This window comes from Nitrospirota bacterium, from assembly GCA_040754395.1.
Classification (GTDB): Bacteria; Nitrospirota; Thermodesulfovibrionia; order Thermodesulfovibrionales; family SM23-35; genus JBFMCL01.
Genome location: JBFMCL010000003.1, coordinates 124,659 through 147,558, shown reverse-complemented (window position 1 = coordinate 147,558; position 22,900 = coordinate 124,659). Strand labels below are relative to the sequence as shown.

At 48.2% G+C, this 22,900-nt stretch carries 23 protein-coding genes and 1 tRNA gene; 12 read left to right on the top strand and 12 right to left on the bottom strand.

Going from position 1 to position 22,900, the window contains the following annotated elements; translation table 11 throughout:
• Positions 1 to 2: 2 nt before the first annotated feature.
• Genes AB1552_02865 through AB1552_02855 form a run of 3 tightly spaced genes read left to right on the top strand, consistent with a single transcriptional unit; the run spans position 3 to position 2,068 of the window.
• On the top strand, positions 3 to 941 hold the full coding sequence (locus tag AB1552_02865) for a thiamine pyrophosphate-dependent enzyme (protein ID MEW6052717.1): 939 nt from the start codon (positions 3 to 5) through the stop codon (positions 939 to 941).
• Between the two features lie 33 nt (positions 942 to 974).
• Positions 975 to 1,469 (top strand): roadblock/LC7 domain-containing protein, encoded by a 495-nt coding sequence (locus tag AB1552_02860; GenBank protein MEW6052716.1) that lies wholly within the window; start codon positions 975 to 977, stop codon positions 1,467 to 1,469.
• Positions 1,470 to 1,480: 11 nt separating this feature from the next.
• On the top strand, positions 1,481 to 2,068 hold the full coding sequence (locus tag AB1552_02855; protein ID MEW6052715.1) for a GTPase domain-containing protein: 588 nt from the start codon (positions 1,481 to 1,483) through the stop codon (positions 2,066 to 2,068).
• Positions 2,069 to 2,126: 58 nt separating this feature from the next.
• Here the strand turns inward: AB1552_02855 and AB1552_02850 are convergent, their stop codons facing one another.
• Positions 2,127 to 3,230, bottom strand: coding sequence for a HAMP domain-containing sensor histidine kinase (locus AB1552_02850; GenBank protein ID MEW6052714.1), 1,104 nt, complete (start codon positions 3,228 to 3,230; stop codon positions 2,127 to 2,129).
• Positions 3,231 to 3,411: 181 nt separating this feature from the next.
• Positions 3,412 to 3,487, bottom strand: a tRNA-Ala gene (locus AB1552_02845).
• A 230-nt stretch (positions 3,488 to 3,717) separates the two neighbouring features.
• On the opposite strand from AB1552_02845, the gene AB1552_02840 reads away from it, so the two are divergent.
• The 9 genes from AB1552_02840 to AB1552_02800 all read left to right on the top strand — a co-directional run bounded on the left by AB1552_02840 (position 3,718) and on the right by AB1552_02800 (position 14,745).
• Entirely contained in the window at positions 3,718 to 5,748 is a 2,031-nt protein-coding gene (locus AB1552_02840) for a CoB--CoM heterodisulfide reductase iron-sulfur subunit A family protein (GenBank protein MEW6052713.1), read from the top strand.
• Positions 5,745 to 6,161, top strand: a complete 417-nt coding sequence (locus AB1552_02835) for a hydrogenase iron-sulfur subunit (GenBank protein ID MEW6052712.1) — start codon at positions 5,745 to 5,747, stop codon at positions 6,159 to 6,161. Before AB1552_02840 ends, AB1552_02835 begins: the two co-directional genes overlap by 4 nt.
• An 18-nt stretch (positions 6,162 to 6,179) precedes the next feature.
• Positions 6,180 to 7,145 carry an oxidoreductase gene (locus AB1552_02830; protein ID MEW6052711.1) on the top strand — a complete coding sequence of 322 codons (966 nt, stop codon included), beginning with the start codon at positions 6,180 to 6,182 and terminating at the stop codon, positions 7,143 to 7,145.
• 2 nt (positions 7,146 to 7,147) lie between these two features.
• The gene (locus AB1552_02825; protein MEW6052710.1) at positions 7,148 to 8,611 is read left to right on the top strand and encodes a Ni/Fe hydrogenase subunit alpha; all 1,464 of its coding nucleotides are present in this window, start codon (positions 7,148 to 7,150) and stop codon (positions 8,609 to 8,611) included.
• Positions 8,612 to 8,651: 40 nt separating this feature from the next.
• Positions 8,652 to 8,876, top strand: a complete 225-nt coding sequence (locus AB1552_02820; protein MEW6052709.1) for a sulfurtransferase TusA family protein — start codon at positions 8,652 to 8,654, stop codon at positions 8,874 to 8,876.
• 35 nt (positions 8,877 to 8,911) lie between these two features.
• Entirely contained in the window at positions 8,912 to 11,080 is a 2,169-nt protein-coding gene (locus AB1552_02815) for a methyl-accepting chemotaxis protein (GenBank protein MEW6052708.1), read from the top strand.
• Positions 11,081 to 11,085: 5 nt separating this feature from the next.
• Positions 11,086 to 12,294: a 2,3-bisphosphoglycerate-independent phosphoglycerate mutase gene (locus tag AB1552_02810; protein MEW6052707.1), complete on the top strand. Its 1,209-nt coding sequence runs from the start codon at positions 11,086 to 11,088 to the stop codon at positions 12,292 to 12,294.
• Positions 12,295 to 12,332: 38 nt separating this feature from the next.
• Complete coding sequence (locus AB1552_02805) at positions 12,333 to 13,805, top strand: TatD family hydrolase (protein MEW6052706.1); 1,473 nt, start codon at positions 12,333 to 12,335, stop codon at positions 13,803 to 13,805.
• A gap of 256 nt (positions 13,806 to 14,061) precedes the next feature.
• Positions 14,062 to 14,745, top strand: a complete 684-nt coding sequence (locus AB1552_02800) for a Crp/Fnr family transcriptional regulator (GenBank protein MEW6052705.1) — start codon at positions 14,062 to 14,064, stop codon at positions 14,743 to 14,745.
• Between the two features lie 7 nt (positions 14,746 to 14,752).
• On the opposite strand, the gene hisS is transcribed toward AB1552_02800, so the two are convergent.
• The 10 genes from hisS to AB1552_02750 form a co-directional block, all read right to left on the bottom strand.
• The gene (hisS, locus tag AB1552_02795; GenBank protein ID MEW6052704.1) at positions 14,753 to 15,997 is read right to left on the bottom strand and encodes a histidine--tRNA ligase; all 1,245 of its coding nucleotides are present in this window, start codon (positions 15,995 to 15,997) and stop codon (positions 14,753 to 14,755) included.
• Positions 15,994 to 16,473 carry a DivIVA domain-containing protein gene (locus AB1552_02790; GenBank protein MEW6052703.1) on the bottom strand — a complete coding sequence of 160 codons (480 nt, stop codon included), beginning with the start codon at positions 16,471 to 16,473 and terminating at the stop codon, positions 15,994 to 15,996. The genes hisS and AB1552_02790 overlap by 4 nt, the downstream gene beginning before the upstream one ends.
• 2 nt (positions 16,474 to 16,475) lie before the next feature.
• Positions 16,476 to 16,784 (bottom strand): YggT family protein, encoded by a 309-nt coding sequence (locus AB1552_02785; GenBank protein MEW6052702.1) that lies wholly within the window; start codon positions 16,782 to 16,784, stop codon positions 16,476 to 16,478.
• On the bottom strand, positions 16,785 to 17,576 hold the full coding sequence (gene proC / locus AB1552_02780) for a pyrroline-5-carboxylate reductase (protein ID MEW6052701.1): 792 nt from the start codon (positions 17,574 to 17,576) through the stop codon (positions 16,785 to 16,787).
• Position 17,577: 1 nt separating this feature from the next.
• Positions 17,578 to 18,279 (bottom strand): YggS family pyridoxal phosphate-dependent enzyme, encoded by a 702-nt coding sequence (locus tag AB1552_02775; protein MEW6052700.1) that lies wholly within the window; start codon positions 18,277 to 18,279, stop codon positions 17,578 to 17,580.
• A gap of 337 nt (positions 18,280 to 18,616) precedes the next feature.
• Entirely contained in the window at positions 18,617 to 19,000 is a 384-nt protein-coding gene (locus tag AB1552_02770; protein ID MEW6052699.1) for a hypothetical protein, read from the bottom strand.
• A 202-nt stretch (positions 19,001 to 19,202) separates the two neighbouring features.
• A complete protein-coding gene (locus AB1552_02765) occupies positions 19,203 to 19,370 on the bottom strand; it encodes an FmdB family zinc ribbon protein (GenBank protein MEW6052698.1) in 168 nt (55 codons plus the stop codon).
• A gap of 167 nt (positions 19,371 to 19,537) precedes the next feature.
• Positions 19,538 to 20,149, bottom strand: a complete 612-nt coding sequence (locus AB1552_02760; protein MEW6052697.1) for a stage II sporulation protein M — start codon at positions 20,147 to 20,149, stop codon at positions 19,538 to 19,540.
• A gap of 103 nt (positions 20,150 to 20,252) precedes the next feature.
• Positions 20,253 to 21,920, bottom strand: coding sequence for a radical SAM protein (locus AB1552_02755; protein MEW6052696.1), 1,668 nt, complete (start codon positions 21,918 to 21,920; stop codon positions 20,253 to 20,255).
• Entirely contained in the window at positions 21,881 to 22,483 is a 603-nt protein-coding gene (locus AB1552_02750; protein ID MEW6052695.1) for a DUF3786 domain-containing protein, read from the bottom strand. The genes AB1552_02755 and AB1552_02750 overlap by 40 nt, the downstream gene beginning before the upstream one ends.
• Positions 22,484 to 22,900 lie beyond the last annotated feature (417 nt).

The window sequence follows — 22,900 nt, the reverse complement described above, 5'->3', positions numbered from 1 at the left end:
TTATGGCAAAGGCAGTTACTCTAAAAGAGCTTTCAAAGAAGGAAGTGTTGCTGGCACCAGGTCACCGGCTTTGCGCTGGCTGTGGTGCCCCCATAGTGGTAAAAATGGTCCTCCTTGCATCTGATTATCCCGTAGTTGCATCAAACTCAACAGGGTGCCTCGAGGTTTCGAGCTGTATTTCTGACTACACTGCATGGAAGATCCCCTGGATTCACAATGCCTTCGAAAACGCTGCAGCTACGTTGTCGGGGGTTGAGACCATGTACCGTGCATTAAAGAAGCAGGGGAAGATTGACAAGGAGATAAAGTTTATCGCATTCGGCGGTGACGGGGGGACATATGATATCGGGCTCCAGAGCCTTTCGGGTGCAATGGAAAGAGGGCATAACATGCTCTATATCTGTTATGACAACGGTGCATATATGAACACGGGTATTCAGCGCTCAAGCGCAACACCATTTGGAGCTGATACCACGACCAGGCCCGCAGGCAGTGTTGTTCCCGGCAAGACCGAACAGAGGAAAAACCTGACCAAGATCATGGCTGCCCATAACATCCCCTATGCGGCACAGGCATCTCCCAGCCACTGGGCTGATCTTGTCAGGAAGGTCAAAAAAGCCCTTGAAATACCCGGACCAAAATTCATGAATATCCTCGCGCCCTGCAACAGGGGCTGGAGGTCAAGGACTGATGATGCAATTCTGCTCAGCAGGCTTGCGGTCGAGACCTGCTACTGGCCGCTTTACGAGATTGAGAACGGGGTAACGAAGATAACCTTTAAACCGAAAGAGAAAAAGCCCGTAACGGATTTCATTAAAGCACAGGGCAGGTTTAAGCACCTCTTCAAACCTGAAAATGAAGGCATCATCAAGATATTCCAGGATGAGATTGACAGGGAATGGGAAAAGCTGAAAAAGGAAGAAGCATGTTTTGCTTCTTGATTATCTCCTGTTAAATGTGATAGGTTTTAAACCATGACCGGTTCTGATCTTGTAATGTATGAAGAGGAGTTCCGGAGGATAGATGTCGAACTCCAGAAACTGCATCAGCAAGCAAATGCAAAGGTCGTATTCCTTGTTGACAAGAACGGTCAGCTCATAGCATCAGCCGGGGAAACTCACGATATCGATACTACATCCCTCGCATCACTTACTGCAGGGAACATTGCCGCAACAGGAGGTATCGCCCGGCTTCTGGGGGAGAAGGAATTCACAATACTCTTCCACGAAGGGGAAAAAGACAATATCCATATCTCTCTCATCGGCCAGAGGATAATTCTGGTCGTCATATTCGACGGGAGGTCTTCCCTTGGTCTTGTGAGGCTGCGTGTTAAAAAAGCGTCTGAGACGCTGACAAGGATATTCGAGGAAATTACCCAGAAGGTAGAGAAGGACAGGGGCGAGGGAAAACTCGAAGAATCCCTCTTTGCAGAAATCAGTGATGAAGACATAGATAACCTCTTCAGATAGGTGCTCTGTACGTGTCCTTTATAAATTATTCTTCCAGGGAAATAAACTGCAAGATCGTTTATTACGGACCGGGACTCTGTGGGAAAACCACGAATCTCCAGTATATTTACAGACGAACAAATCCGGATCAGAAAGGAAAACTCATCTCTCTCGCAACTGAAACCGAGAGAACGCTTTTTTTCGACTTCCTGCCTTTGGCGCTCGGAGACATTAAGGGTTTCAAGATCCGGTTTCACCTTTATACGGTTCCCGGACAGGTCTTCTATGCCGCGAGCAGAAAGCTGATCCTGAAAGGCGTTGACGGCGTGGTATTTGTCGGTGACAGCCAGATAGAAAGAATGGATTCAAACCTTGAAAGCTACGAAGACCTGAGGATCAACCTTAATGAGCAGGGTTATGAACTGGAAAAGCTTCCTTTTGCAATACAATACAATAAAAGAGACCTTCCGAATGTGGTGCCGGTTGCCGAGATGGACAAGCTCCTTAATAAACGCAGGGTGCCCTATTTTGAAGCGGTCGCTGTTACCGGAAAAGGGGTATTCGAAACGCTGAAGGCAGTTGCAAAACAGGTGCTCTTTGAACTGAAAAAGCACTATTAGAAGGATTGCTCATTCAACTCATCGTATAACCGGGCAGGTAGTACAACAGTAAACTTCATCATACCCGGCCTTCAACTATCAAGGGAAGAGTAAACCAGAATGTTGAACCATTCCCGATGTTGTTTTTGACCCCGATAGCGCCCCCATGAGCTTCAACAATTTTTTTTGAGATTGCCAGCCCGAGCCCCGTACCCTTCTCCCGGGAACTTTTGCCGCGGTAAAAAGATTCGAAAAGTCTGTTAATATCTTCAATATTGATGCCGGGGCCAGTATCAATAATCTCTGTCAGAACGGTTTTGTCCGCAGCGCTTATTTTTATCTTTACGACGGAGTCGGGCCTTGAGTAATTTATTGCATTAATGAGCAGGTTGCTTACTACCTGGCTTGTCTTATTTCGGTCAAAAGAAAACATTGGCATCTCGGATTCCTTGATACATTCAATGCTGATATTTTTTTGTTTTGCAATAATTGTATTCAGTGCAACGATATCATTGATAAATTTTGCATAATCATAAGTGCCCCTGTTAATCTGCAGATGCCCGGATTCTATTTTCATAATGTCGAGATATTCTTCAATCATTTTCAGCATGAATACGCTTTTCCTGTAGATGCTTTCAAGCAGCATAATCTGATCTTCTGAGAGGTTTCTTCTTTGCTCGTCTTCCAGCAGGTTAAAAGAGCTCATCTCTATGATTGACAAAGGATTTCTCAGGTCATGGGCTACCATGCCAATGAAAAAGTTTTTCATTTTGTTCAATTCGATAAGTTCCCCGGTCTGTTCCTCCCTGATTACAATGTCTTTTTTAAGCAGGCTTACAACATAACAGCATATAAGCAGGAATAGCAGCCTGATCAATGATTCTCCAATTAATTCCATCATGTGGATTCCGACAGAGCTCTGCTTTGCCAGAAGAACGAAACGAATAAGAAACCAGGACAAAATGCTTAAGGAAGTAAAGAATATTCCTGTGGGAAGGTTTACAAACCATGTCAGAAGGAGAACCGAGAAGAGATAAAAGATTGTAAACCCGTAATGCACTCCTGTCAGATAATCGAGATAAGACAGTAATACAAGCAGAACAGCAGAAGAAGATATAAGCCAGAATTTTGGAACATTATACAGGAACTGATGAATCGTCTTTAAGAATTTCTGAACGGGCATATTTTCTTGCGTAGTATTTTTTAAATATCAATCAATATTCTGGTATTTTTCAGGGGGTATTTCTGTCGAAATCCAGCCAGTAATCCAGATAAATCGTACCCCAGTGTATATTTGTGAATTCATGACGAATCACTGTTGATGTTTTTCTCGAAAACAAAGATCTTGAAAAACAGGGAACAGATGGTGGACGGTAGGGGATTCGAACCCCCGACTTCCACGTTGCGAACGTGGCGCTCTCCCAGCTGAGCTAACCGCCCGTGTGTATTTCACTGTTATTATAAAGTGCCATGCCATGTATCTACAAGTAAATTTACCATATTTGCACGCGGTTTCCTGAGCACGGGGAAAATAAAATTTATTCATATTTTATTGACATTTAACCAAGCAAGCATTAAGATTATAATGAAGTACTCGAAAGTGTAAGACAGAAGATAGAATTCTATGGGTTAAAGTAGAGATAACCGTAAAAAGAAATACAGAAAGGGTCATGAGGAGCAGGATAGGTGTATATATCTGCAGTTGCGGAACAAATATCTCCGAAAATCTGGATATTGATCAGCTTGTCCGGTTTTCCTCAGGCCTTGAAAACGTTGCATATGTAAAAACGCACGCTCTCCTCTGTTCCGAAGACGGAAAAAGCCATATAAGCGATGATATTATCAAAGAAAAGCCCGACCGTGTAGTCATTGTCGCCTGTACCCCGAAAGAGCACGAAAAGACCTTCCGCAATGTCCTCCAGAAAGCGGGCATTAACCCGTACCTGTTTCAGATGGTGAATGTCAGGGAGCAGGTAGCATGGGTGACCGCCGACAAGCAGACTGCCACAGAAAAGGCAAAGGCATACATAAGGGCTGCGGTCAGGCGCGTTGCTTTGCATGAGCCGCTGGAGAAGAGAGAGATTGACTGCAATCCTGATGTGCTTGTCATAGGAGCAGGACCTGCGGGTATGGAAGCGGCATTAACTCTGGCAAAGGCTGGCAGAAAGGTTTTTCTTGTTGAGAAGAATTCCTTTATCGGGGGAAGGGTTGCACGGTATGAGGAGGTTTTCCCCAAGCTGGAATGCGCTTCCTGCATGCTTGAGCCGAAGATGGACGAAATGCTCCATCATGAAAATATAGAATTGCTGACAAACAGTGAAGTCCGTGAAGTCCTGGGGTTCCTTGGCAATTTTGTAGCCAGAATTCAGAAAAAAGCAGGTTTTGTCGACAGGGAGAAATGCCTTGGCTGCGGCGCCTGCTATGAGCAGTGTCCGGTCACGGTGCGGAATGAGTTTGACTACAATCTGAGTGACCGCAAGGCAATATATGTGCCGTATACCGGGGCGTTGCCGAATGTCCCTGTGATCGATACAAAAAACTGTCTCCGTTTCGGGGACAGCGGATCGTCTACTTACAGAGAAGCCTATGAACTGGGGCTGATTACGCTTGAAGAATATGAGATGTTCAGGAATCAGGACTGCAGCAAGTGCAGGGACGCCTGCTCCTTTGACGCAATAAATTATGAGGACACGGATGAGATCGTCGAAAGGAATATCGGCGGAATCGTTGTTGCAACAGGGTTTGATCTTTTTGATCCGTCGGTTCTCTCTCAGTTCGGATACGGCAGCATTCCTGAAGTGTATACAAGTCTGGAATTTGAAAGGATACTTGCCCAAACCGGGCCAACCGGCGGGAAACTGCTGATGGCGAACCAGAAGGAGCCGCGCTCAGTCGCGATAATCCATTGTGTCGGAAGCCGTGACAGAAACAATAAAGAATACTGTTCAGCTGTCTGCTGCCTGTATGCGCTCAAGTATGCCCATATGATAGAAAAGCATGCCCCGGAAGTGAAAGTATATGACATTTACGCTGACTGGTGTGTCCCGGGCAAGGACAATCAGGAGTTCCTCGATTCGGTAGCCGGATGGAAGAATCTCCATTTTATTCATACAAAGCTTCCGATGAACATCGCAATACAGCAGGCAGACAGCACCATTGCCCTGTCCTGTGTTGATTTAGCCGGGAAAAAACAGGAGTTCTCCGCAGACATGGTCGTGCTGTGTCCGGCGATGATACCCGCAAAAGATGCTTCTGCCCTCTCTGATATTCTATTGATTTCCCGTGGGAAAGACGGCTTTTTCACTGAAGGGCATACGAAGCTGGCACCTGTGTCTACCAACATAGAGGGGATATTTATTGCCGGGTGTGCACAGGGGCCGAAGGATATCCAGAGTTCCGTTGCCCAGGCATCTGCGGCAGCAGGACAGCTCCTGTCGCTGCTCGTTCCCGGCAGGAAACTCGAACTGGATGTCATCACCGCAGAGATCGACGAGAAGGCATGTGCAGAATGCAGGATTTGCATCGGACTCTGTCCGTACAAGGCGATAGTGCTTGACCGTGAGAAAAAAGTGGCTGTAGTGAATACAGTTCTGTGCAAAGGATGCGGAACCTGTGTGGCAGCGTGCCCCAGCGGTTCCGCGAAAAGCAGGCATTTCACCACGCAGCAGATATTTGCTGAGATCGAGGAGGTTTTGAAATAAAGGATTTTGAGCCCAGAATAATAGGTTTTCTGTGCAACTGGTGTTCGTATGCGGGTGCTGATGCCGCGGGAAGTGCACGGAAAATCTATCCTCCCAATGTAAAAGTCATCAGGGTAATGTGTACCGGGAGGATCGATCCGCAGTTTGTGCTGAAGGCGTTTCAGTCCGGCGCAGACGGCGTCCTGATTCTCGGTTGCCACCCCGGAGACTGTCATTACAAGGAAGGGAATTACAATGCATTGCGCAGATTCCATCTCCTGAGAACAATGCTGGCCCAGTTCGGCATAGAGAAGGATCGGGTAAGGCTCGATTGGGTATCAGCAAGCGAAGCGGAGAAATTTGTTGCAACAGTCAATGATATGGTGAAAAAAGTGAAAATCCTCGGTCCTTTAAGAAAAACGGCGGTTGCCTGATGAAGGAGACGGGAAAAATTGGCTAAACCAAAAGTAGCCTTCTACTGGTGTGCTTCATGCGGAGGATGTGAAGAAGCGGTTGTGGACCTTGCCGAGAATATACTCAAGGTGGTGGAGGCTGTGGAATTCGTGCTCTGGCCTGTTGCGATGGATTTCAAGATAAAGGACGTTGAGGCGCTTCAGGATGGGGAGATCGCAGTCAGTTTCATTAACGGCGGGATACGAACCGGCGAGCAGGAGCATGTGGCAAAGCTCCTGCGGAAGAAATCCGGACTGGTAGTCGCTTTTGGTGCATGTGCCCATTTGGGCGGCGTTCCTGGACTGGCGAACTTCTCGAACAGAGACAGAATATTTGACTATGTCTATCACAAATCCCCATCGGTCGACAATCCTGAGAGAATAGTGCCCCAGGAAAAAACAGTCGTGAGAGAAGGGGAATTGACTCTGCCGGAGTTCTACAATACAGTGCATACGCTGGACCAGGTGATTGATGTCGATTATTATCTGCCGGGATGTGCTCCCCCGCCTGACCTTATCATGAATGCGGTTGAAGCCATCCTGACGGGCAATCTGCCGGAAAAAGGCGCGGTGCTTTCACCTGACAAATCGCTATGCGATACGTGCAAAAGAAAAGTTACGAAACCGGAGAAAACAGTCATCAGAGAGATCAAAAGGGTACATGAAGTAATGCTCGATCCGGAGAAGTGTTTTCTGGATCAGGGAATCATCTGTGTGGGACCGGCTACCCGTGACGGATGCGGAGAACGGTGCATCAATGCGAACATGCCGTGCCGTGGCTGTTTCGGTCCGACAAGCAGGGTTGACGATCAGGGCGCAAAGTTCCTTTCCGCCCTTGCTTCAATCATTGACGCAGATTCAGAGGACGCAATTAACAAGATAACGGATTCGATTGCTGATCCCGCAGGCATTTTTTATTTTTATTCTCTTCCGGCGTCCATGCTGAAGAGAAGATTGGATATATAACAATGAGTAAACGTATTACCATAGATCCGATTACCCGGCTTGAGGGGCACGGAAAGATAGAGATCTTTCTTGATGACAGGGGAGATGTGGACAAGGTCTATTTCCAGGTGCCCGAGCTGAGGGGATTCGAAATATTCTCTGTCGGCAGACCAGCAGAGGAAATGCCCCGCATTACCCCGAAGATCTGCGGGGTCTGCCCTACCACTCACCACATATGCTCTACAAAGGCGCTGGATGATCTGTTCAAGGTTGAACCTCCGCCTGCGGCCAAAAAACTGAGGGAGTTGATGTATTCTGCCTTCATGCTCGAAGACCATACCCTGCACTTTTTCTTCCTTGGCGGGCCGGATTTTGTAGTTGGTCCCTCTGCGCCTCCTGCTGAGAGAAATATCCTCGGAGTTATTGCCAAAGTCGGACTCGAGATCGCCGGGAAGGTTATCAAGCTGAGGAAAGAATGCAGGGATATCATTACCCTTTTCGGGGGCAGGGTGATTCATCCTGTGTGCGGTCTTCCGGGAGGCATTTCAAAGCCCCTTACGGAGGATGACAGGCAGAGAATCGCGGAAGTGGCAAAAGGCGGAATTGAATTTGCCCGGTTTGCATTGCAGATATTTGATGACGTTGTCCTCAAGAACAAGGAGTATGTTGCCCTGGTTACCGGTGACATATACCGGCATGAAACGTATTACATGGGAATGGTTGACAAAAATAATAAAGTGAATTTTTATGACGGAGATATCCGCATTGTAACTCCTGAAGGCAAGGAATTCGCAAAATTCAAACCGCGTGAATACCTCAGTCATATCGCGGAACGGGTTGAACCGTGGACATATGTAAAGTTCCCTTATCTGAGAAAGGTGGGGTGGAAGGGGTTTTCTGAAGGAATTGAAAGCGGTGTCTACCGGGTTGCCCCTCTGGCCAGGCTGAATGTTTCTGATGGAATGGCAACACCTCTTGCCCAGGCTGAATATGAAAGAATGTACGAGACGCTTGGCGGAAAACCGGTTCACAATACCCTTGCGTTCCACTGGGCACGTCTGATAGAAGCCCTGTATGCTGCCGAACGGATGCATGAACTTGCACAGGACAGGGAAATCACTGATCCGCATGTGCGCAATATTCCCACATCGACTCCCCAGGAGGGGATCGGGATTGTGGAAGCACCCCGCGGAACCCTTATTCATCATTACAAAACTGACAGACATGGCATCATAACCGAGGCAAATCTCATCGTTGCGACCGTGAACAATGCAGCAGCCATCTGCATGTCCATTGAAAAGGCTGCAAAGGGTCTTATCAGGGGAGGAAAGGTTTCAGACGGCCTCCTGAACATGGTCGAGATGGCGTTCCGTGCTTATGACCCATGTTTTGCCTGTGCAACACACAGTCTGACGGGCAGAACACCGTTGTCAGTCAATATACGGGACAGCGGGGGATCCATTATACGAACGATTACGAGGCAATAAATATCATTAACAATATTTGAGAGAGAAAAAGGAGGGATTTATGGCTACAGTAACATTAGATTGCAACGGACTCAGGTGTCCACAGCCAATTCTGAAAATTGCGGCAAAATCGGCAGAACTGAAAGCAGGTGACCTGCTGGAAGTAGCTGCGGACTGCCCTACATTCGAGAAGGATGTCCGCCAGTGGTGTGACAGAACGAAAAAGACCTTAATGTGGATCAGGGATGAGGGGGGCGGCAAAAAGCGCTGCCAGATCCAGTTTTAACCCAGACTGCAAAGGCATTGTTATGAGGATGATCAATGGATCTTTTTAAACATATGTCGATCGGCAGGAAACTCTCGTTGAGTTTCGGTATCCTGTTTCTTGTGGTCTTGCTGCTGGGAATATTCTGGCAGCGGGGGATAGTTGCGCTGAAGGAGATTGAGGAGAAAAAGAGCAATCTGATCGAACTGAAAGAAAAACTGAGGGAAATGGAGGTCGTGCATTACAGGTGGGTTGACAACCTCAGGGAGGTGGTGAGATCAAAGGGCAAGTTCGAGGGAGCCCTGGACCCAAAAAAATGCATCTTTGGTACATGGTACTATTCCTATAACGTGCCATATCCGGAACTCCAGGAGTTGTTCCGGGCTCTTGAAGAGCCTCACAAGAAATTGCATGAAGCAGGGGAAGCGGTCATAAAAGCACTGGAACAGGGAAATACCGCTGAAGCCGAGAGGCTTTCTTTGCGCGTCCGGCAGTCTTTTCTCCCCGAACTGATGAAGGTCTACGAGCCGTTCCTGCAGGGAATCGGAACGCTGTATGCGGAAAATAAAATACGGACTGAAAAATCCGTCAAGAGGCAAACGGTTGTTTCCAGGTCCATCATAGTCATTTCGCTGATATCAGTTGTGTTTCTGGCAGTGGTACTGACCGGGAGTATCGCGAACCCGCTGAAAAAGGTAACGGATACTGCCAACAGGATAGCTGAAGGCGACATCCCCGAGATTGCAGAAACCAGTATCTATACGGAGAGCAAAAGTGAAATCAGGCAGATGGAGTCCGCATTTTCACGAATGGCCATATCTTTGCAGCAGCTGACTGCGACTGCCGACAGGATCGCGTCAGGCGATCTCGACGCTACTGTGAAAATACGGTCAGACAAGGATGTGCTTGCTGCTGCGATTTCACGAATGGTCGAGAATCTCAAACACAGTGTTGATGAGCTCCACAACAACTCAATGAACCTTGCGCTGGGAATGAGCGATTACTTTACGGTCATTTCTGAACTGGCAGTTGGCAACCTCAATGTAAAGGCTTCCGAGGATACCGGCGATGATCTTTTGAACCAGCTTGGAAAAGTAACCAATGACATGATTGCTGAATTCAAAAAACTTGAGGATTGCATTGAAGAAGTAAAGAACGGCAATCTTGATGTTGAATTGCATATCCGCTCGGACAAGGATACCCTTGGCATCGGGTTCCGGCATATGCTTGAACACCTCAGAGATACCTCTGAAGAACTGCATTCCACCTCAATGAATCTCGCCATGGGATTGACCGAATATTTTATGATTCTCCAGCAGGTATCAGCCGGAGACCTTACGGTCAACGCGAATGAGGACACCGGCGATGATCTGCTGAATCAGCTTGGCAAAGCAACAAATGCGATGATCTCTTCCCTGAAAGAACTTACCTATAAGGTACGCGAACAGGCAAACCTGCTGGCGAGCTCTGCCAATTCAATGGCGTCTGTCACTAAACAGTCGACACGGGCGCTGTCCGAGCTCTCCACCGCGATATCCCTCATATCTTCGGCCGCATCATCAGTTGCTGAGAGTTCCCATGGTGCTTCCTCAGCTTCACAGGCAGCAAATACATCGACCATGAAAGGCAGCGAGCTCATGCAGAAGCTGGCTGACAAGACAAGAATTCTTCAGAATGCAACAGACAGGTCCGTGCAGGCGATGAGAGGCCTGTCATCCCGCTCGTCTGAAATCGGGAAGATCGTCAATGTAATTACCAAGATAGCGTTCCAGACCAACCTCCTGTCTCTGAACGCTGCAATCGAGGCTGCAAGAGCCGGAGAGTCAGGGCATGGTTTTGCGGTTGTGGCGGATGAAGTGAGGAAACTCGCAGAGAATTCCGCAAATTCAGCCCGGGAAATAGCAAAAATAATAAAAGAGGTGCAGAATGAGACCGAAGAGGCCGTGAACTCCGTGCAGGAAGGCAAAAAAGAAATGGAGTCAGGCGTCTTTATGATCGGCGAGGTCAGTCATCAGCTCAGCGAAATAGCCTCTGAGGTGCAGAATATCGTGAGACAGATCGAGAGCATCGCTGGATCTGCTGCAGAGACGGCAAGCTCTGCGGAGGAAGCCTCTGCTTCTTCGGAAGAGCAGACAGCCGCAATGGAAGAGCTTTCAGCATCAGCAGCTCAGCTTTCCAGCACTGCCCAGATTCTCAGGGAATCGATGGCAAGGTTCAAGGTATAGGCTGGATGCAGAATCTTGTCAGGGGGTTGATTCAGAAAAATTCTACCAAAATACTTCTTATTGTGCTCGATGGTATTGGCGGGCTTCCGGTGAACGGGAAGACAGAGCTTGACACGGCACGCACACCGCACCTTGATTTACTTGCAGCAGCCTCTGCCTGCGGTCTCCATCTGCCGGTTGCGATGGGGATTACTCCCGGAAGCGGTCCCGGCCATCTTTCACTGTTTGGCTATGACCCCATTGAATGGCAGATCGGGAGAGGAGTGCTCGAGGCCCTTGGCCTTGGTGTTGCGCTCAAGAAGACAGATATCGCAATACGGGTCAATTACGCAACTGTCGAGAATGGTCTCGTAAAAGACAGGCGTGCAGGCAGGATTCCGACACGGGAAAGCAAAAAAATAACCAGGTTACTGCAGGAGAAGATACAGAAAATAGATGATGCGGAGATAATCTTTGCTCCGGGTATGGAACACAGGATGGCTGTGGTGCTCAGATTCCCTGAGCCTCTGCCAAAAGGTTCTGGGGACATAAGAGATACTGATCCGCAGCAAACAGGAAAGGCTCCCCTGCCTGTGACTGCTGAAACTGAGGCAGCCGGGAAAGTTGCGAGGGTTACTGATAAGCTTATCGCTGCTATTTCGGCAATCATCCAGCATGAGCAAAAGGCGAACTCTGTCCTGCTCAGGGGGTTTTCCCAGGTGCCTGATATCCCCCATTTCAGCGATGTGTATGGACTGAAGGCATTATGCATAGCGGTATATCCGATGTACCGGGGTCTTGCGCGGCTGATCGGGATGGATGCTCCGGAACTGAAGGGAGATATACGGGAGGAAATTGATTTCCTGAAAAAACACTACAATGACTATGACTTTTTTTTCATGCATGTGAAAAAAGTCGATTCCTATGGTGAAGACGGCAACTTTCAGGGCAAAGTCTCCAAGATTGAAGAATTTGATACATTTGTCCCCGAATTTACCGAACTGAATCCAGATGTCCTGCTTGTCACCGGAGATCATTCAACTCCAGCGGTTCTCAAAAGCCACAGCTGGCATCCGGTGCCAGCGCTTCTTAAGTCTTCGTATGTGCTTGGCGGTATCTGCAGGGAATTTTCCGAGAGGGAATGTCTGAGAGGAGAATTCGGGATATTCCCTACGGTGAATCTCATGCCGCTGGCCCTTGCCAATGCAGGCAGACTCAAGAAGTTCGGGGCTTAGCATACTCCACAGGTTTCTCGCAGGGAGTAAAACATCAATTGAAGAAAAACGCCTCTGAAACGTTACGCATTATGCCTCACGGACTTATCGATACCCATTGCCATCTGGAGATGGACGCATTCGATCATGACCGCGATGAAGTCATCCGGCGGGCAAGGAACGCAGGCATTGAGGCAATAATCACAATCGGATCTGATATGGCAGGCAATACCGGAGGGATCGAGCTGTCGAAACAATATGAGAGCATCTATTCAACAGTCGGATTTCATCCCCATGACGCAAAGGATTTTACTGCTGATATCTTCAATCAGATTAAACAATGGGCCGCGTTTTCTCCCGATTTCCCTTCTGCCAGGGAGGGGAGTGTGAACGGTGAATATGCTGCGGAAATCCAGAGGAAGCCTAAGGTTGTCGCAATCGGAGAAATCGGTCTTGACTACCATTATGACAATTCCCCCCGCCATATCCAGCGAGAGGTTTTTGTACAGCAGCTTCAGCTTGCCAAAGACCTCAGCCTTCCGGTGGTTATTCACAGCAGAGAGGCGAAAAGGGACACGCTTGATATTGTGAGAGAATCAGGGGTAACAAGCGGGGTCTTCCACTGTTTTTCCGGGGACCGTGAGATGGCCGAAAAGGTCATATCCATGGGGTTCCACATATCAATTGCGGGACCGGTGACGTTCAGGAAAGCGGGGAAACTGAAAGAGATTGCAGCAAATATTCCGGATGATCATCTTCTGATCGAGACTGATGCCCCCTATCTGACTCCGGAGCCTTTCAGGGGAAGTCGGAATGAGCCCGCATATATTGTGCATACGGCGCACGCGATTGCGGTGCTGAGAGAGGTTTCGGCAGAGGATATTGCAAGGATTACCACACTCAATGCAAAACGTCTGTTCCGGATCGGTTCCGTCCCTGCAGAAGGAGAGGTCGCTTACCAGATACGGAACAGCCTCTATCTGAATATTACCAACCGGTGTACAAATACCTGTTCTTTCTGCATCCGGTTTCAGTCTGATTATGTGAAGGGCCACAACCTGAGGCTTGCTCTTGAACCAACCCTGGAGGAGTTAAAGAGTGCTGTCGGTGATCCGACCCGTTATCATGAGGTGGTTTTCTGCGGATATGGTGAACCTCTTCTGCGGCTGGACGTTGTCAGGAATCTGGCAGAGTGGATAAAGCAGAAAAACGGCAGGGTGCGGATCAATACCAACGGGCACGGCAACCTCATATACGGCAGAAATATTCTTCCGGAGTTGCAGGGTCTTGTTGACAGCATTTCAGTGAGCCTTGATGCCCATGACGAAGCAACATACAACAGGATCTGCAGACCTTCATTCAGGGATGCATTCAATGCGGTCATTTCTTTCATACGGGAGGCAAAAAGGCATATTCCCCAGGTGCAGGCAACTGTCGTTTCCGTTCCGGATGTTGACATTGGAAAATGCCGGAAGATTGCAGCGGAACTGGGGGTTGAGTTGAGGGTCAGAAAGCTCGATATAGTCGGCTGAAGAACTGCAGAATGCCTTCCTGTACTATGCAGTTCCCTGTCATATTTTATCCTGTCTCCGGATAGAACCTCCCGGCCTGATGTACGATTATGTCTGTATCGGTTATACTATATGTACTGGGGAACAATACCATTTTCCTTCTGGTAAGCTTTAGGCTTCTCCCTGCGGAAATGGTATTTGCAATTGATAGGCGCACCATATAGTTTGTGAAATGCGCAGATCCGGCTGAATTTGCTGTCAGAGACTGTATTGAACCATGACAGAAAATATCAAAATTGACTTCCTGAAAAATGTCCAGCTTTTTTCCGCACTCTCAGACGAGGAACTTACGCGGATAGTCCAAAAAATCTCGATCGAGGAATTCAAGAAGAACGATGTGGTCCTGCGCGAGGAAGATACCAACGAATACATGTACATCATTCTGTTCGGAAAGGTGAAGGTAATCCAGACGACAGAGGATGGTAAAGAGGTAATACTCGCAGTGCATAAAGCGGAAGACTTCTTCGGCGAAGTGTCTCTCATAGACGGAAAAACATCACCGGCGACTGTCCAGACACTGGAGGATTCGCTCATCGCCTTTATTTCCAAGAAAGATTTCTTCTCGTTGCTGATAACCCAGAGCAAGGTGCTCGAAAAAATGCTGCATATTTTTTGCGCCAGACTTCGGGAATCGTGGGAAAGGATATATATCCTCAATGCCAAAAACGCGGCAGATAGGGTAAAAATGCTGTTCCTGATGCTTTCTCACAAAAACGGCAACGCAACCGCGGATGGTATTATTCTGAATCTGAAACTGACGCATCAGGAAATCGCTGACATGTCAGGATTGACACGCGAGACAGTGACAAGGATACTGGACAAGTGGCAGAAGGAAGGGGAAATCAGCATCCTCAAGAACAGGCTGATATGCATGAAATCCAAATTTTTACAGAGGGTGTAAAAGGATATTATCTGAAAAAACCCTGGACTTCGTCCGACTTGACCTCGCCCTGTGTGCCGTCAGCGAGGCGCTTCCACTTTAGTTTTCCGGATTGTATTTCATCGTCTCCCAGGATGAATACATAGTCGGCAGACAGCCTGTCCGCTCTCCTTAACTGACTTTTCAGGGAGTTCCCCGCATACCCGAGTTCAGCCCAGATGCCATTTTCCCTGAGCCTGTCGGCAAGGCGCAGTCCTTCTTTTGCTGCAGTGTCGCCGATTGTGGCAATGAAAACCGAAGGAACAGGGATGTTATCGTCGACGGATGACCTCACAAGCGAAGTGACTCTCTCCATGCCGATTGCAAAACCGATTGCGGGGGTCGGAGGTCCCCCGAAATCTTCCACCAGCCTGTCATAGCGTCCGCCCGCTGCTACGGCATTCTGTGCACCGAGATGTTCACAGGTAACCTCAAAGGTTGTCCGTGTATAGTAGTCAAGCCCCCTTACCATATCAGGGTTTATCACATGCGGGATATCAAGCAAATCCAGAAATGCGCGGAAGTCAGTGAAATGTTCCCGGCATGCACTGCACAGGGAGTCGGTAACCTGTGGTGCACCGTTTCTTAGTTGTATGCATGTTGCGACTTTGCAGTCGAGTATTCTCAGGGGATTATGGCCATACCGCCTTCTGCAGTCCGGGCAGAGACCTTCAAGACGTTCCGAGAAAAACGTCACAAGCGCCTCCCGGTATCCCGGCCTGCATTCCTGACAGCCGATTGAATTTACCTGGAAACTGAGACCTTTCAGGCCGATTCTCTCGAAAAAAAGTCTGAGCATTGAGAGAATCTCTGCATCAATTTTCGGTTCGCCCACACCGAATGCCTCTGCGCCAATCTGGAAGAACTGCCTGAACCTGCCTGCCTGGGGTCTTTCGTATCTGAACATGGGACCGGAATAGAAGAATTTCTGGGGAGCCGGCAGATTGTAGAGGTGGTTTTCTACATAACTTCTTACGACAGGGGCAGTGCCCTCGGGGCGGAGGGTAACGGGTCTTCCGGCCTTATCGACAAATGTGTACATTTCCTTTTCCACGATATCGGTGGTTTCACCGATGCTGCGGGTGAAAATCTCCGTGGATTCAATAATCGGTGCCCTCAGTTCCTGGAACCCGAAAACCGTGAATATTTCGTGCGCAGCTTCTTCGACTTTTTGCCATATGAAGATGTCAGGCGGGAAGATGTCATGGACACCCTTCAGGGCATGATACTTCATTCTTCTTTTATGCCTCCCTCCTCCTCTTCTCTTTCCCTGTCAAACTCGAGCATCTTCAGATGGCTCTCGACCAGCCTTTTTACCTCCTCTTTGAAATGCCGCCTTATGCCTTTCAGGTCGACAATATCCTCATGGATTTTTATGACTTTTTCCTGGGCTTCCTTCAGAATGGAATCTGCCTTGAGTTCCGCTTCCTTGACCAGAAGTTCAGCCTCTTTTCTCGCATTGGTTTTGTAGTCCTCCACCATCTGCTGGGCGGTTAAAAGGGTTTCCCGCAATGTTGTTTCCATATCCCTGTATTCTTTTATCTGGCTTTCCAGCCGCTGTACGTTTTCCTTCACCGTGGCATTTTCCCGGAGAAGGTCCTCCATCTCTTCCCTGATGACTTCGAGGAACGCGTAGACTTCTTCAACGTCAAACCCCCGTAATTTCATCGGGAACTGTTTCTGCTGGATATCAAGCGGCGTAATCCTCATATCTATATGCCTCCTTTCAGTCTGTAGGCAAATTCTATTAAAGATTGCACTATGAAATACTTAACGAACAATATGCCGAGAATAACTACCATGGGGGATATATCGAAAATCCCCAGCCTGTTTCCTATCGCCCTTCTGATAGGTCGTAACACAGGATCTGTTGCAGCGTGCAGAAACCTGACAATGGGATTGTATGGATCCGGATTCACCCAGCTTATGAGAGCGGAAATAATCACCACCCACATGTAGAGTGTGAGCAGGATGTTAAGAATCGAACCTACAGCAATAAGGAAATTCGCAAATATAAACATTTATTTCTTTCTCCCCAGTTCAATTGATCTGTCTCTTGCTGCCATAATGGCAGCAGTCACAATATCTCCTATCCCTTTCTGTTCGAACGCGGCAAGCCCTGCTGCAGTGGTCCCGCCGGGTGATGTAACCATTTCCCTGAGCTTGTCCGGAGGCATGCCTGTCTCAAGAAGCTTCGCGGTGCCTATAAGGGTCTGTACCGCGAGTTCTGCAGCGTCTTCCCTGCTCAGCCCTGCAGCAACTCCGGCCTCTGCCATGCTCTCGGCAAACAGGGCAATGAACGCCGGACCGCTTCCAGAAAGAGCGGTTACTGCATCCATGTGTTTCTCCGGCAGTATCAAAACCTTCCCGACAGACATAAAAATGTCCCTAATAAAAGCCATTTCACGGTCAGGAATGCATTCGCAGAGGGATAAGACCGACATTCCTTCCTGCACGAGCGCGGGAGTATTCGGCATTACCCTGATAATTTTCGATGTCCTGAGTCTTTCGGAAAGGTATGCAATCGTTATGCCGGCGGCTATGGATACGATAATTTTATCCTCTGAGACGCTGCCGGCAAATTCTGCAGTAACATCGTCCATGTTTTGAGGCTTTATCGCAAGGACGATCACATTGCATCCCCTGAGAACTTCTTTGTTATCAGGAGTGGTCGTTATCCCATAGGTGTTTTCAAGGAACACGCGACGGTCTTCTCTCGGTTCGGAGACAATAATATCCTTCTTTCCGCCCCGGATCAATCCCTTGACTAATGCCTCGGCCATATTGCCTCCGCCGATAAAACCGATTACCATTTCATTCCCTTTCGCCGAATATCCCGGTTCCGACCCTGACCATAGTCGCTCCCTCAAGGATGGCAACTTCAAAGTCGTTTGTCATGCCCATTGAGAGTTCGGGCAGTTGGTATCCAGCTCCTTCCACGGTGTCTCTCAACCTTCTCAGTTCAGTAAAGTACGGTCTTGCCAGGGCGGGGTCTTCAAAGAACGGGGGAATGGTCATGAGCCCCTCGAGCTTCAGGTGCTCCATTTTCGAAACAGCTGTGATTAAATCCATAAGACCTTCTTTTACCACGCCATGTTTGGACTTTTCTTCCGAAAGCTTCACCTCTATCAGTATGCGCTGGAGTTTGCCGTATTTTCCTGCGAACCTGTTCACTTCTTCCGCCAGTTCGGCAGAATCGAGCGAATGAATCAGGTCAAAGAGCTGAACCGCCATCTTTGCCTTATTTTTCTGGAGATGGCCTATCATATGCCATTCTACATTACAGTCAGCGCACTGCAATCTGCAATCAGTAATTTTTTTCTGTGCTTCCTGTACCCTGTTTTCTCCGAATGTCCTGAGTCCGAGGTCAACAGCCTCCCTGATCCTCTCAAACCTGATGGTTTTTGTGACTGCAACGAGCTGCACATCAAACGGAGATCTTCCGGAGCGAATCGCAGCAGATGAGATTTTTCTGTAGATGTTCTTGATATTTTCGAAAAGCGCATTGTCAACCATATAGCCGGACGTAGTAATGGAAAAATCCTTTAACAGTGTTTATTTGCTGTTTTGCTCTGCATAGTATTCTTTTTGCTGGTATTTTAGCATAACGGGGACAATTGAACTATGACAAACAGAAAGGGTTTTGCAGGAAATGCATGCCATTTCCGGACAGCCCCTGCTTGCTGTCCATTTCGGCACGTTTCCCCGGCGTGTACCGAAAGTGTCAGGATACGGAAATGCCCAACATTTACAGGGACGCTGAAATGCCTTCTTTGGGGGTTTCCTTAAAGATCAAACAGTGGCAGCCTGAGGCGTCCCGGCGGCTGAGGAGATTTGTAAGGGACGGGCAGTGTTATTTGGCTGCCGATTCCAGCGCCCTGGCTTTTTCGAATTCCTGCAACTGTTGTGCTGCCTGTTCTTCGGTGATAACCTGTATCCTGACCAGCGCCTCTCCGAAAAACATGTAGGAGTCTTTCTGTTCCTGAAGGAGCTGAGTTACCTGGTCAGCGGTCAGACATCTTTCTCTGACCGCGATCTCCCCGAATTTTTCATGCGTATCTTCCTGCAGTATCAATACCTTCAGTATGTCATCATCGCTGAGCCAGCCTTTGGCTTTGGCAAGTTCTCCAATCATAAGATTGTTTCTTCTCTGGAGCATCCTCGCGCTGATGACATCAGCCGGTTTGATGATCTGTTTGTCGACGAGATATTTGCCAAAACGGATAAAATTGCTCATAGTCAAGAATTATACACTTTTTTGATCATCAAGAAAACTGTTTATTGAAAATTCATTCGCATGGAATCCCGGACCTCTGCACAAGATGCGCCTGTGAAGGGATATCCCGCAGCTCCCTGCGCAGTGTGAAAAGCAGTTCGCTAGGGTTTTCTGCAGGCGAAATGCCCGAATGCCCTAATTGCACGCAGTCAGGAAAAAATGGTCACGATTTCTTGCTCGTCTTGGCATAGAATCCGGTGATTTTTTTCAGGACATTGGCGCTTTCGCAATGTGGACATTTTATCTTGGGTCCGGCTTCATATTCCTTGAGTGAAAGAAACACCATGAACTCTTTGCTGCAGTCGTTACAGACATACTCATAAGCAGGCATATAAATCTCCTTATCTTGTTGGATGGATTGTTAAGACATACTCATTATATCAATTTTTCTTCCGTTTGTAACGTGAGGTCTTTGGGGAATTTTGACTGCCGGTGGCATATCCGGCACAGGGGAAGTTACATCTCCCTTACCCGGCATCTGGTGCAACGGGAAGAAACTCAGGCCTGTTTCTGCAGCATCAGCCGATAAATGAGCGTTCCCTCAATAATTGCAGCACACAGGAGGAGAGGTATTATTATGATGAAAAAAATCCTGAGCGCTTTTATTGTTCTGTCTCTGAATGAGTGGGGACGATTTATCTGAAAGAACCAGGCCCCTTGCCAGATTCCGATCCCCCAGGCCATGAATATCGCAGGTATTTCGAGAATCCCGTGCGGCAGTAACTGCAGGAGAAACACCATCGTATCCTCCCGGTTAATCTGAGAAAGTGTCGCACCAAGCAGAACGCCATTGGAAAGTGCACCAAAGACAGGTGCAATTCCGAGCAGAGGGCCGAGAATGACGGCGATTGCCGCAGCCAGGCTGTTCTTCAGAAAAATCGTGAGTATTATCATATGCATGCTTTTACCAATGAGGCTGGCAGCTATTGTTTTCAGCGCGGAAAGCTGCTCCTCGGACCATGAAGGATATAACAGCCCTATGGAAATTCCGGCACAAAAAATAATTGCTGCAACAATCACTGCGTTCGCGGCCTCGCGCATATCCAGGAATGATTTCCTGAAGAGCGTTTTGAAGTAATCTGCTGACAGGGGATGTCCCGATTCTGTCATATCTCCCACAACGTTACCTCACATGAAAACAGAGAAGCATTAGCACAACAACAGCAAAGGAGGGAAAGGGGCAAATGCATGCAATAATCCCGGGATTCTGTCTTCAGTAAGAAAGGGCTTCCTGATACTCTTTCCATAATCTGTCTTTCCCGATGCCGGTATCGATAAAATCCCACGGCAGACATTCTCCAAAATTCTTTTTCCTGAAGAGATAAAAATCTCTCGGTATTCCGGCTGACTCTGCTGCCCTAAGCCAGTCACCGGTATCTGACATCCTCTCGATGACCGGGGAAATCCGCCTGTCTCCGGTTGCAAACAGCCCCTGCATATAGGCATATTTTGGCACATCATGAAAGACCTTTACCCCTTTTGTCCGGAGCAAACCCTTCTTGATCATCCTGAGCCTTTCCTTTATTTCAGGGGGATGTTCCATGGGGTGCCACTGGAAGGGCGTGAATGGTTTCGGGACAAAGGTACTGACGCTCAGCGTGATTCCCCCCTTTGGAGATATCTCCCGTATCTTTTTCACAAGGGTTATAATCCCTTCCGTGTCCCGCCTTGTTTCCGTAGGAAGGCCGATCATGAAATAAAGCCTGAGGGTTTCGATTCCACCGGCAAAAAGGAGCTCAGCGGTGTAAAGGATATCCTGTTCTGTTACCCGCTTGTTGATGACCTTCCGGAGGCGTTCCGTCCCTGCTTCAGGCGCGATCGATACACTCCTGTGGCCTTTCATCAGGCTTACGAGTTCTGCACTCCGTGTGCTTGCCCTGAGGGATGTGATCGAGAAATCCACTCCCGGGATTTTCAGGATATCCATAATATGAGGATAATCTGAGAGGGACGGGCCGATAAGTCCGACTCGCCTTGTGGTGGTGAGCGCTGCCTGAATCTCGTTTCTGAGAGAGGTGAATTCTTTTTTCCGCGGAGGATTATAAATCTTTCCCGCAACACAGAATCTGCATCCCCATGGACATCCCCGCATCGCCTCTGCGAGATACATGTCGGAAAATTCCGTTTCGGAAGTAATCACGGATGTCAGCATCCGGGAGTTTGAGAGGTCTTTCACGTAGCGCCTTTTCACTGTAAAGGGTGCATCCCCTGAAGCGTGCCTTCCGGATATTCTCCCTTCCGCGTCATACGATATGCGGTAGAAACGGGGGACATAAATGCCTTCTATTCCGGGGGAACTGGCCAGCACCTCTGTCCTGTCAGCGGCATTCTTATAAATGTCAAGAAATTCCGCAAGCATCTCGTCTGCCTCGCCGACAAAACATACGTCGAAAAAATCGGCAACCGGCTCGGGATTGAAAAAGGCGCACACTCCGCCCATGATGATAAGAGGATGATAAACTGTTCTCTCGAAACTTCTGAAGGGAATCCGCGACAACTGAAGAATTCTGAGAATATTGGGGTAGTCGTTTTCGAACGAGACTGAAAAAGCAACGATATCAAATCTGTTCATAGGTCTCTTTGATTCCAGGGCGAACAGTTCTGTCCGTGACCTTTCATATTCATCAATATCTTTCGCATCAGGAAGGAAAGCCCTTTCACAGACAACATCCTTCCGGCTGTTTAAAAGACCGTAGATGCCCTGAAACCCGAGACTGGACATCCCGACATGATATGTGTTTGGATACACGAGCGCAATGCTGATCTTTCCTCCGGGATCCTTGAATACCGTCCCCTTTTCTTTTGCCAGAAGGGAATCTGCCTTTTCTCGCAGCTTGTGGCTCACATCATCACCAGTGCGGTCAGCATGGCCGTCGACCAAATGATATCAAGAGGGACCTGCATCTCGCACGATGAATCGAGGAGCAGGTCTGCCCTCGGAGAGAATTCATCATCCCCAAGCCACAGGATAATGGTTGCCGGTATTCTCGGCATGGGAAAGAGTCTGAGCGATGCGTCTCCAAAATCCAGTATTTCTGCGCAAAGCTCCTGTCCCTTCTGTGTGAAGGATTGCCTGTCATTCCCGTATTTTTTTGCGAGGGCGTCAAGCGGTAGAATATGACTTCCCCTGAAGAACATCCCGCCGCCCCTGATATTGAGAGGGCTGATCGGCTTTCCCGAGAACGAAATCTCTTTTGCGTGAACAAGATACCAGAGGCATGAATGGAGAAAGAAATGCCCGAATCTGTTCATAATCGCTGCTCCTAGAGGATTTTCGCTCCGGACAGACCTTTCTCCGGGATTGACAAGGAAATCTGCACAGAATGATCTCACAATATAATTGCCGTTGGCTGCTTCGAATCCTGCTGCAGCATTCGCGCAGACAACCCCGGGATCGAGACCTCCCAGCAGTTCCCATGCCTTCTCAACTCCTGTGGATATCACCTAGTACACACCTTGCAGAAGATTTTGAAGCCGTATTCCTTCTGATACGCAAGTTCTCCATCGGCCAAAACTTATCTGACAAATATGGATATTGTACCAGTTTTGGGAAAACTCGGGCTGAATGGTTTTCTCTGGAATGCATGCCATCTTTATGCCCTGCTGCGTTCGCCGGTGAGAAAATTCGGGATCGGAATTTCTGATGGATTACTACCACATTCTCGCATTGAATATTTTGGATTTCAGTGTGGTTTAAGGCTATAATATTTACATGAAATGTAAGCTCTGCAACGGCAAGATAAAGCTTGTGATCAGCTGAAGGCGCGTTTCCTTTAACTGCATGGATTGCGGTAAAAAATTCCCGGTGTCCGAATATCTCAACGAGTTGGATGAGGAGAGTCTGGAGAGAATAGCGCTCCG

What these genes read in the sequence shown, in the direction of transcription:
- AB1552_02770 (MEW6052699.1), bottom strand. Translation starts at nt 19,000, where the DNA reads ATGAGCAATTTTATCCGTTTTGGCAAATATCTCGTCGACAAACAGATC.
- AB1552_02860 (MEW6052716.1), top strand. Translation starts at nt 975, where the DNA reads ATGACCGGTTCTGATCTTGTAATGTATGAAGAGGAGTTCCGGAGGATA.
- AB1552_02850 (MEW6052714.1), bottom strand. Translation starts at nt 3,230, where the DNA reads ATGCCCGTTCAGAAATTCTTAAAGACGATTCATCAGTTCCTGTATAAT.
- AB1552_02775 (MEW6052700.1), bottom strand. Translation starts at nt 18,279, where the DNA reads ATGGTTGACAATGCGCTTTTCGAAAATATCAAGAACATCTACAGAAAA.
- AB1552_02820 (MEW6052709.1), top strand. Translation starts at nt 8,652, where the DNA reads ATGGCTACAGTAACATTAGATTGCAACGGACTCAGGTGTCCACAGCCA.
- AB1552_02810 (MEW6052707.1), top strand. Translation starts at nt 11,086, where the DNA reads ATGCAGAATCTTGTCAGGGGGTTGATTCAGAAAAATTCTACCAAAATA.
- AB1552_02865 (MEW6052717.1), top strand. Translation starts at nt 3, where the DNA reads ATGGCAAAGGCAGTTACTCTAAAAGAGCTTTCAAAGAAGGAAGTGTTG.
- hisS (MEW6052704.1), bottom strand. Translation starts at nt 15,997, where the DNA reads ATGAAGTATCATGCCCTGAAGGGTGTCCATGACATCTTCCCGCCTGAC.
- AB1552_02800 (MEW6052705.1), top strand. Translation starts at nt 14,062, where the DNA reads ATGACAGAAAATATCAAAATTGACTTCCTGAAAAATGTCCAGCTTTTT.
- proC (MEW6052701.1), bottom strand. Translation starts at nt 17,576, where the DNA reads ATGGTAATCGGTTTTATCGGCGGAGGCAATATGGCCGAGGCATTAGTC.
- AB1552_02840 (MEW6052713.1), top strand. Translation starts at nt 3,718, where the DNA reads ATGAGGAGCAGGATAGGTGTATATATCTGCAGTTGCGGAACAAATATC.
- AB1552_02785 (MEW6052702.1), bottom strand. Translation starts at nt 16,784, where the DNA reads ATGTTTATATTTGCGAATTTCCTTATTGCTGTAGGTTCGATTCTTAAC.
- AB1552_02760 (MEW6052697.1), bottom strand. Translation starts at nt 20,149, where the DNA reads ATGACAGAATCGGGACATCCCCTGTCAGCAGATTACTTCAAAACGCTC.
- AB1552_02825 (MEW6052710.1), top strand. Translation starts at nt 7,148, where the DNA reads ATGAGTAAACGTATTACCATAGATCCGATTACCCGGCTTGAGGGGCAC.
- AB1552_02765 (MEW6052698.1), bottom strand. Translation starts at nt 19,370, where the DNA reads ATGCCTGCTTATGAGTATGTCTGTAACGACTGCAGCAAAGAGTTCATG.
- AB1552_02790 (MEW6052703.1), bottom strand. Translation starts at nt 16,473, where the DNA reads ATGAGGATTACGCCGCTTGATATCCAGCAGAAACAGTTCCCGATGAAA.
- AB1552_02815 (MEW6052708.1), top strand. Translation starts at nt 8,912, where the DNA reads ATGGATCTTTTTAAACATATGTCGATCGGCAGGAAACTCTCGTTGAGT.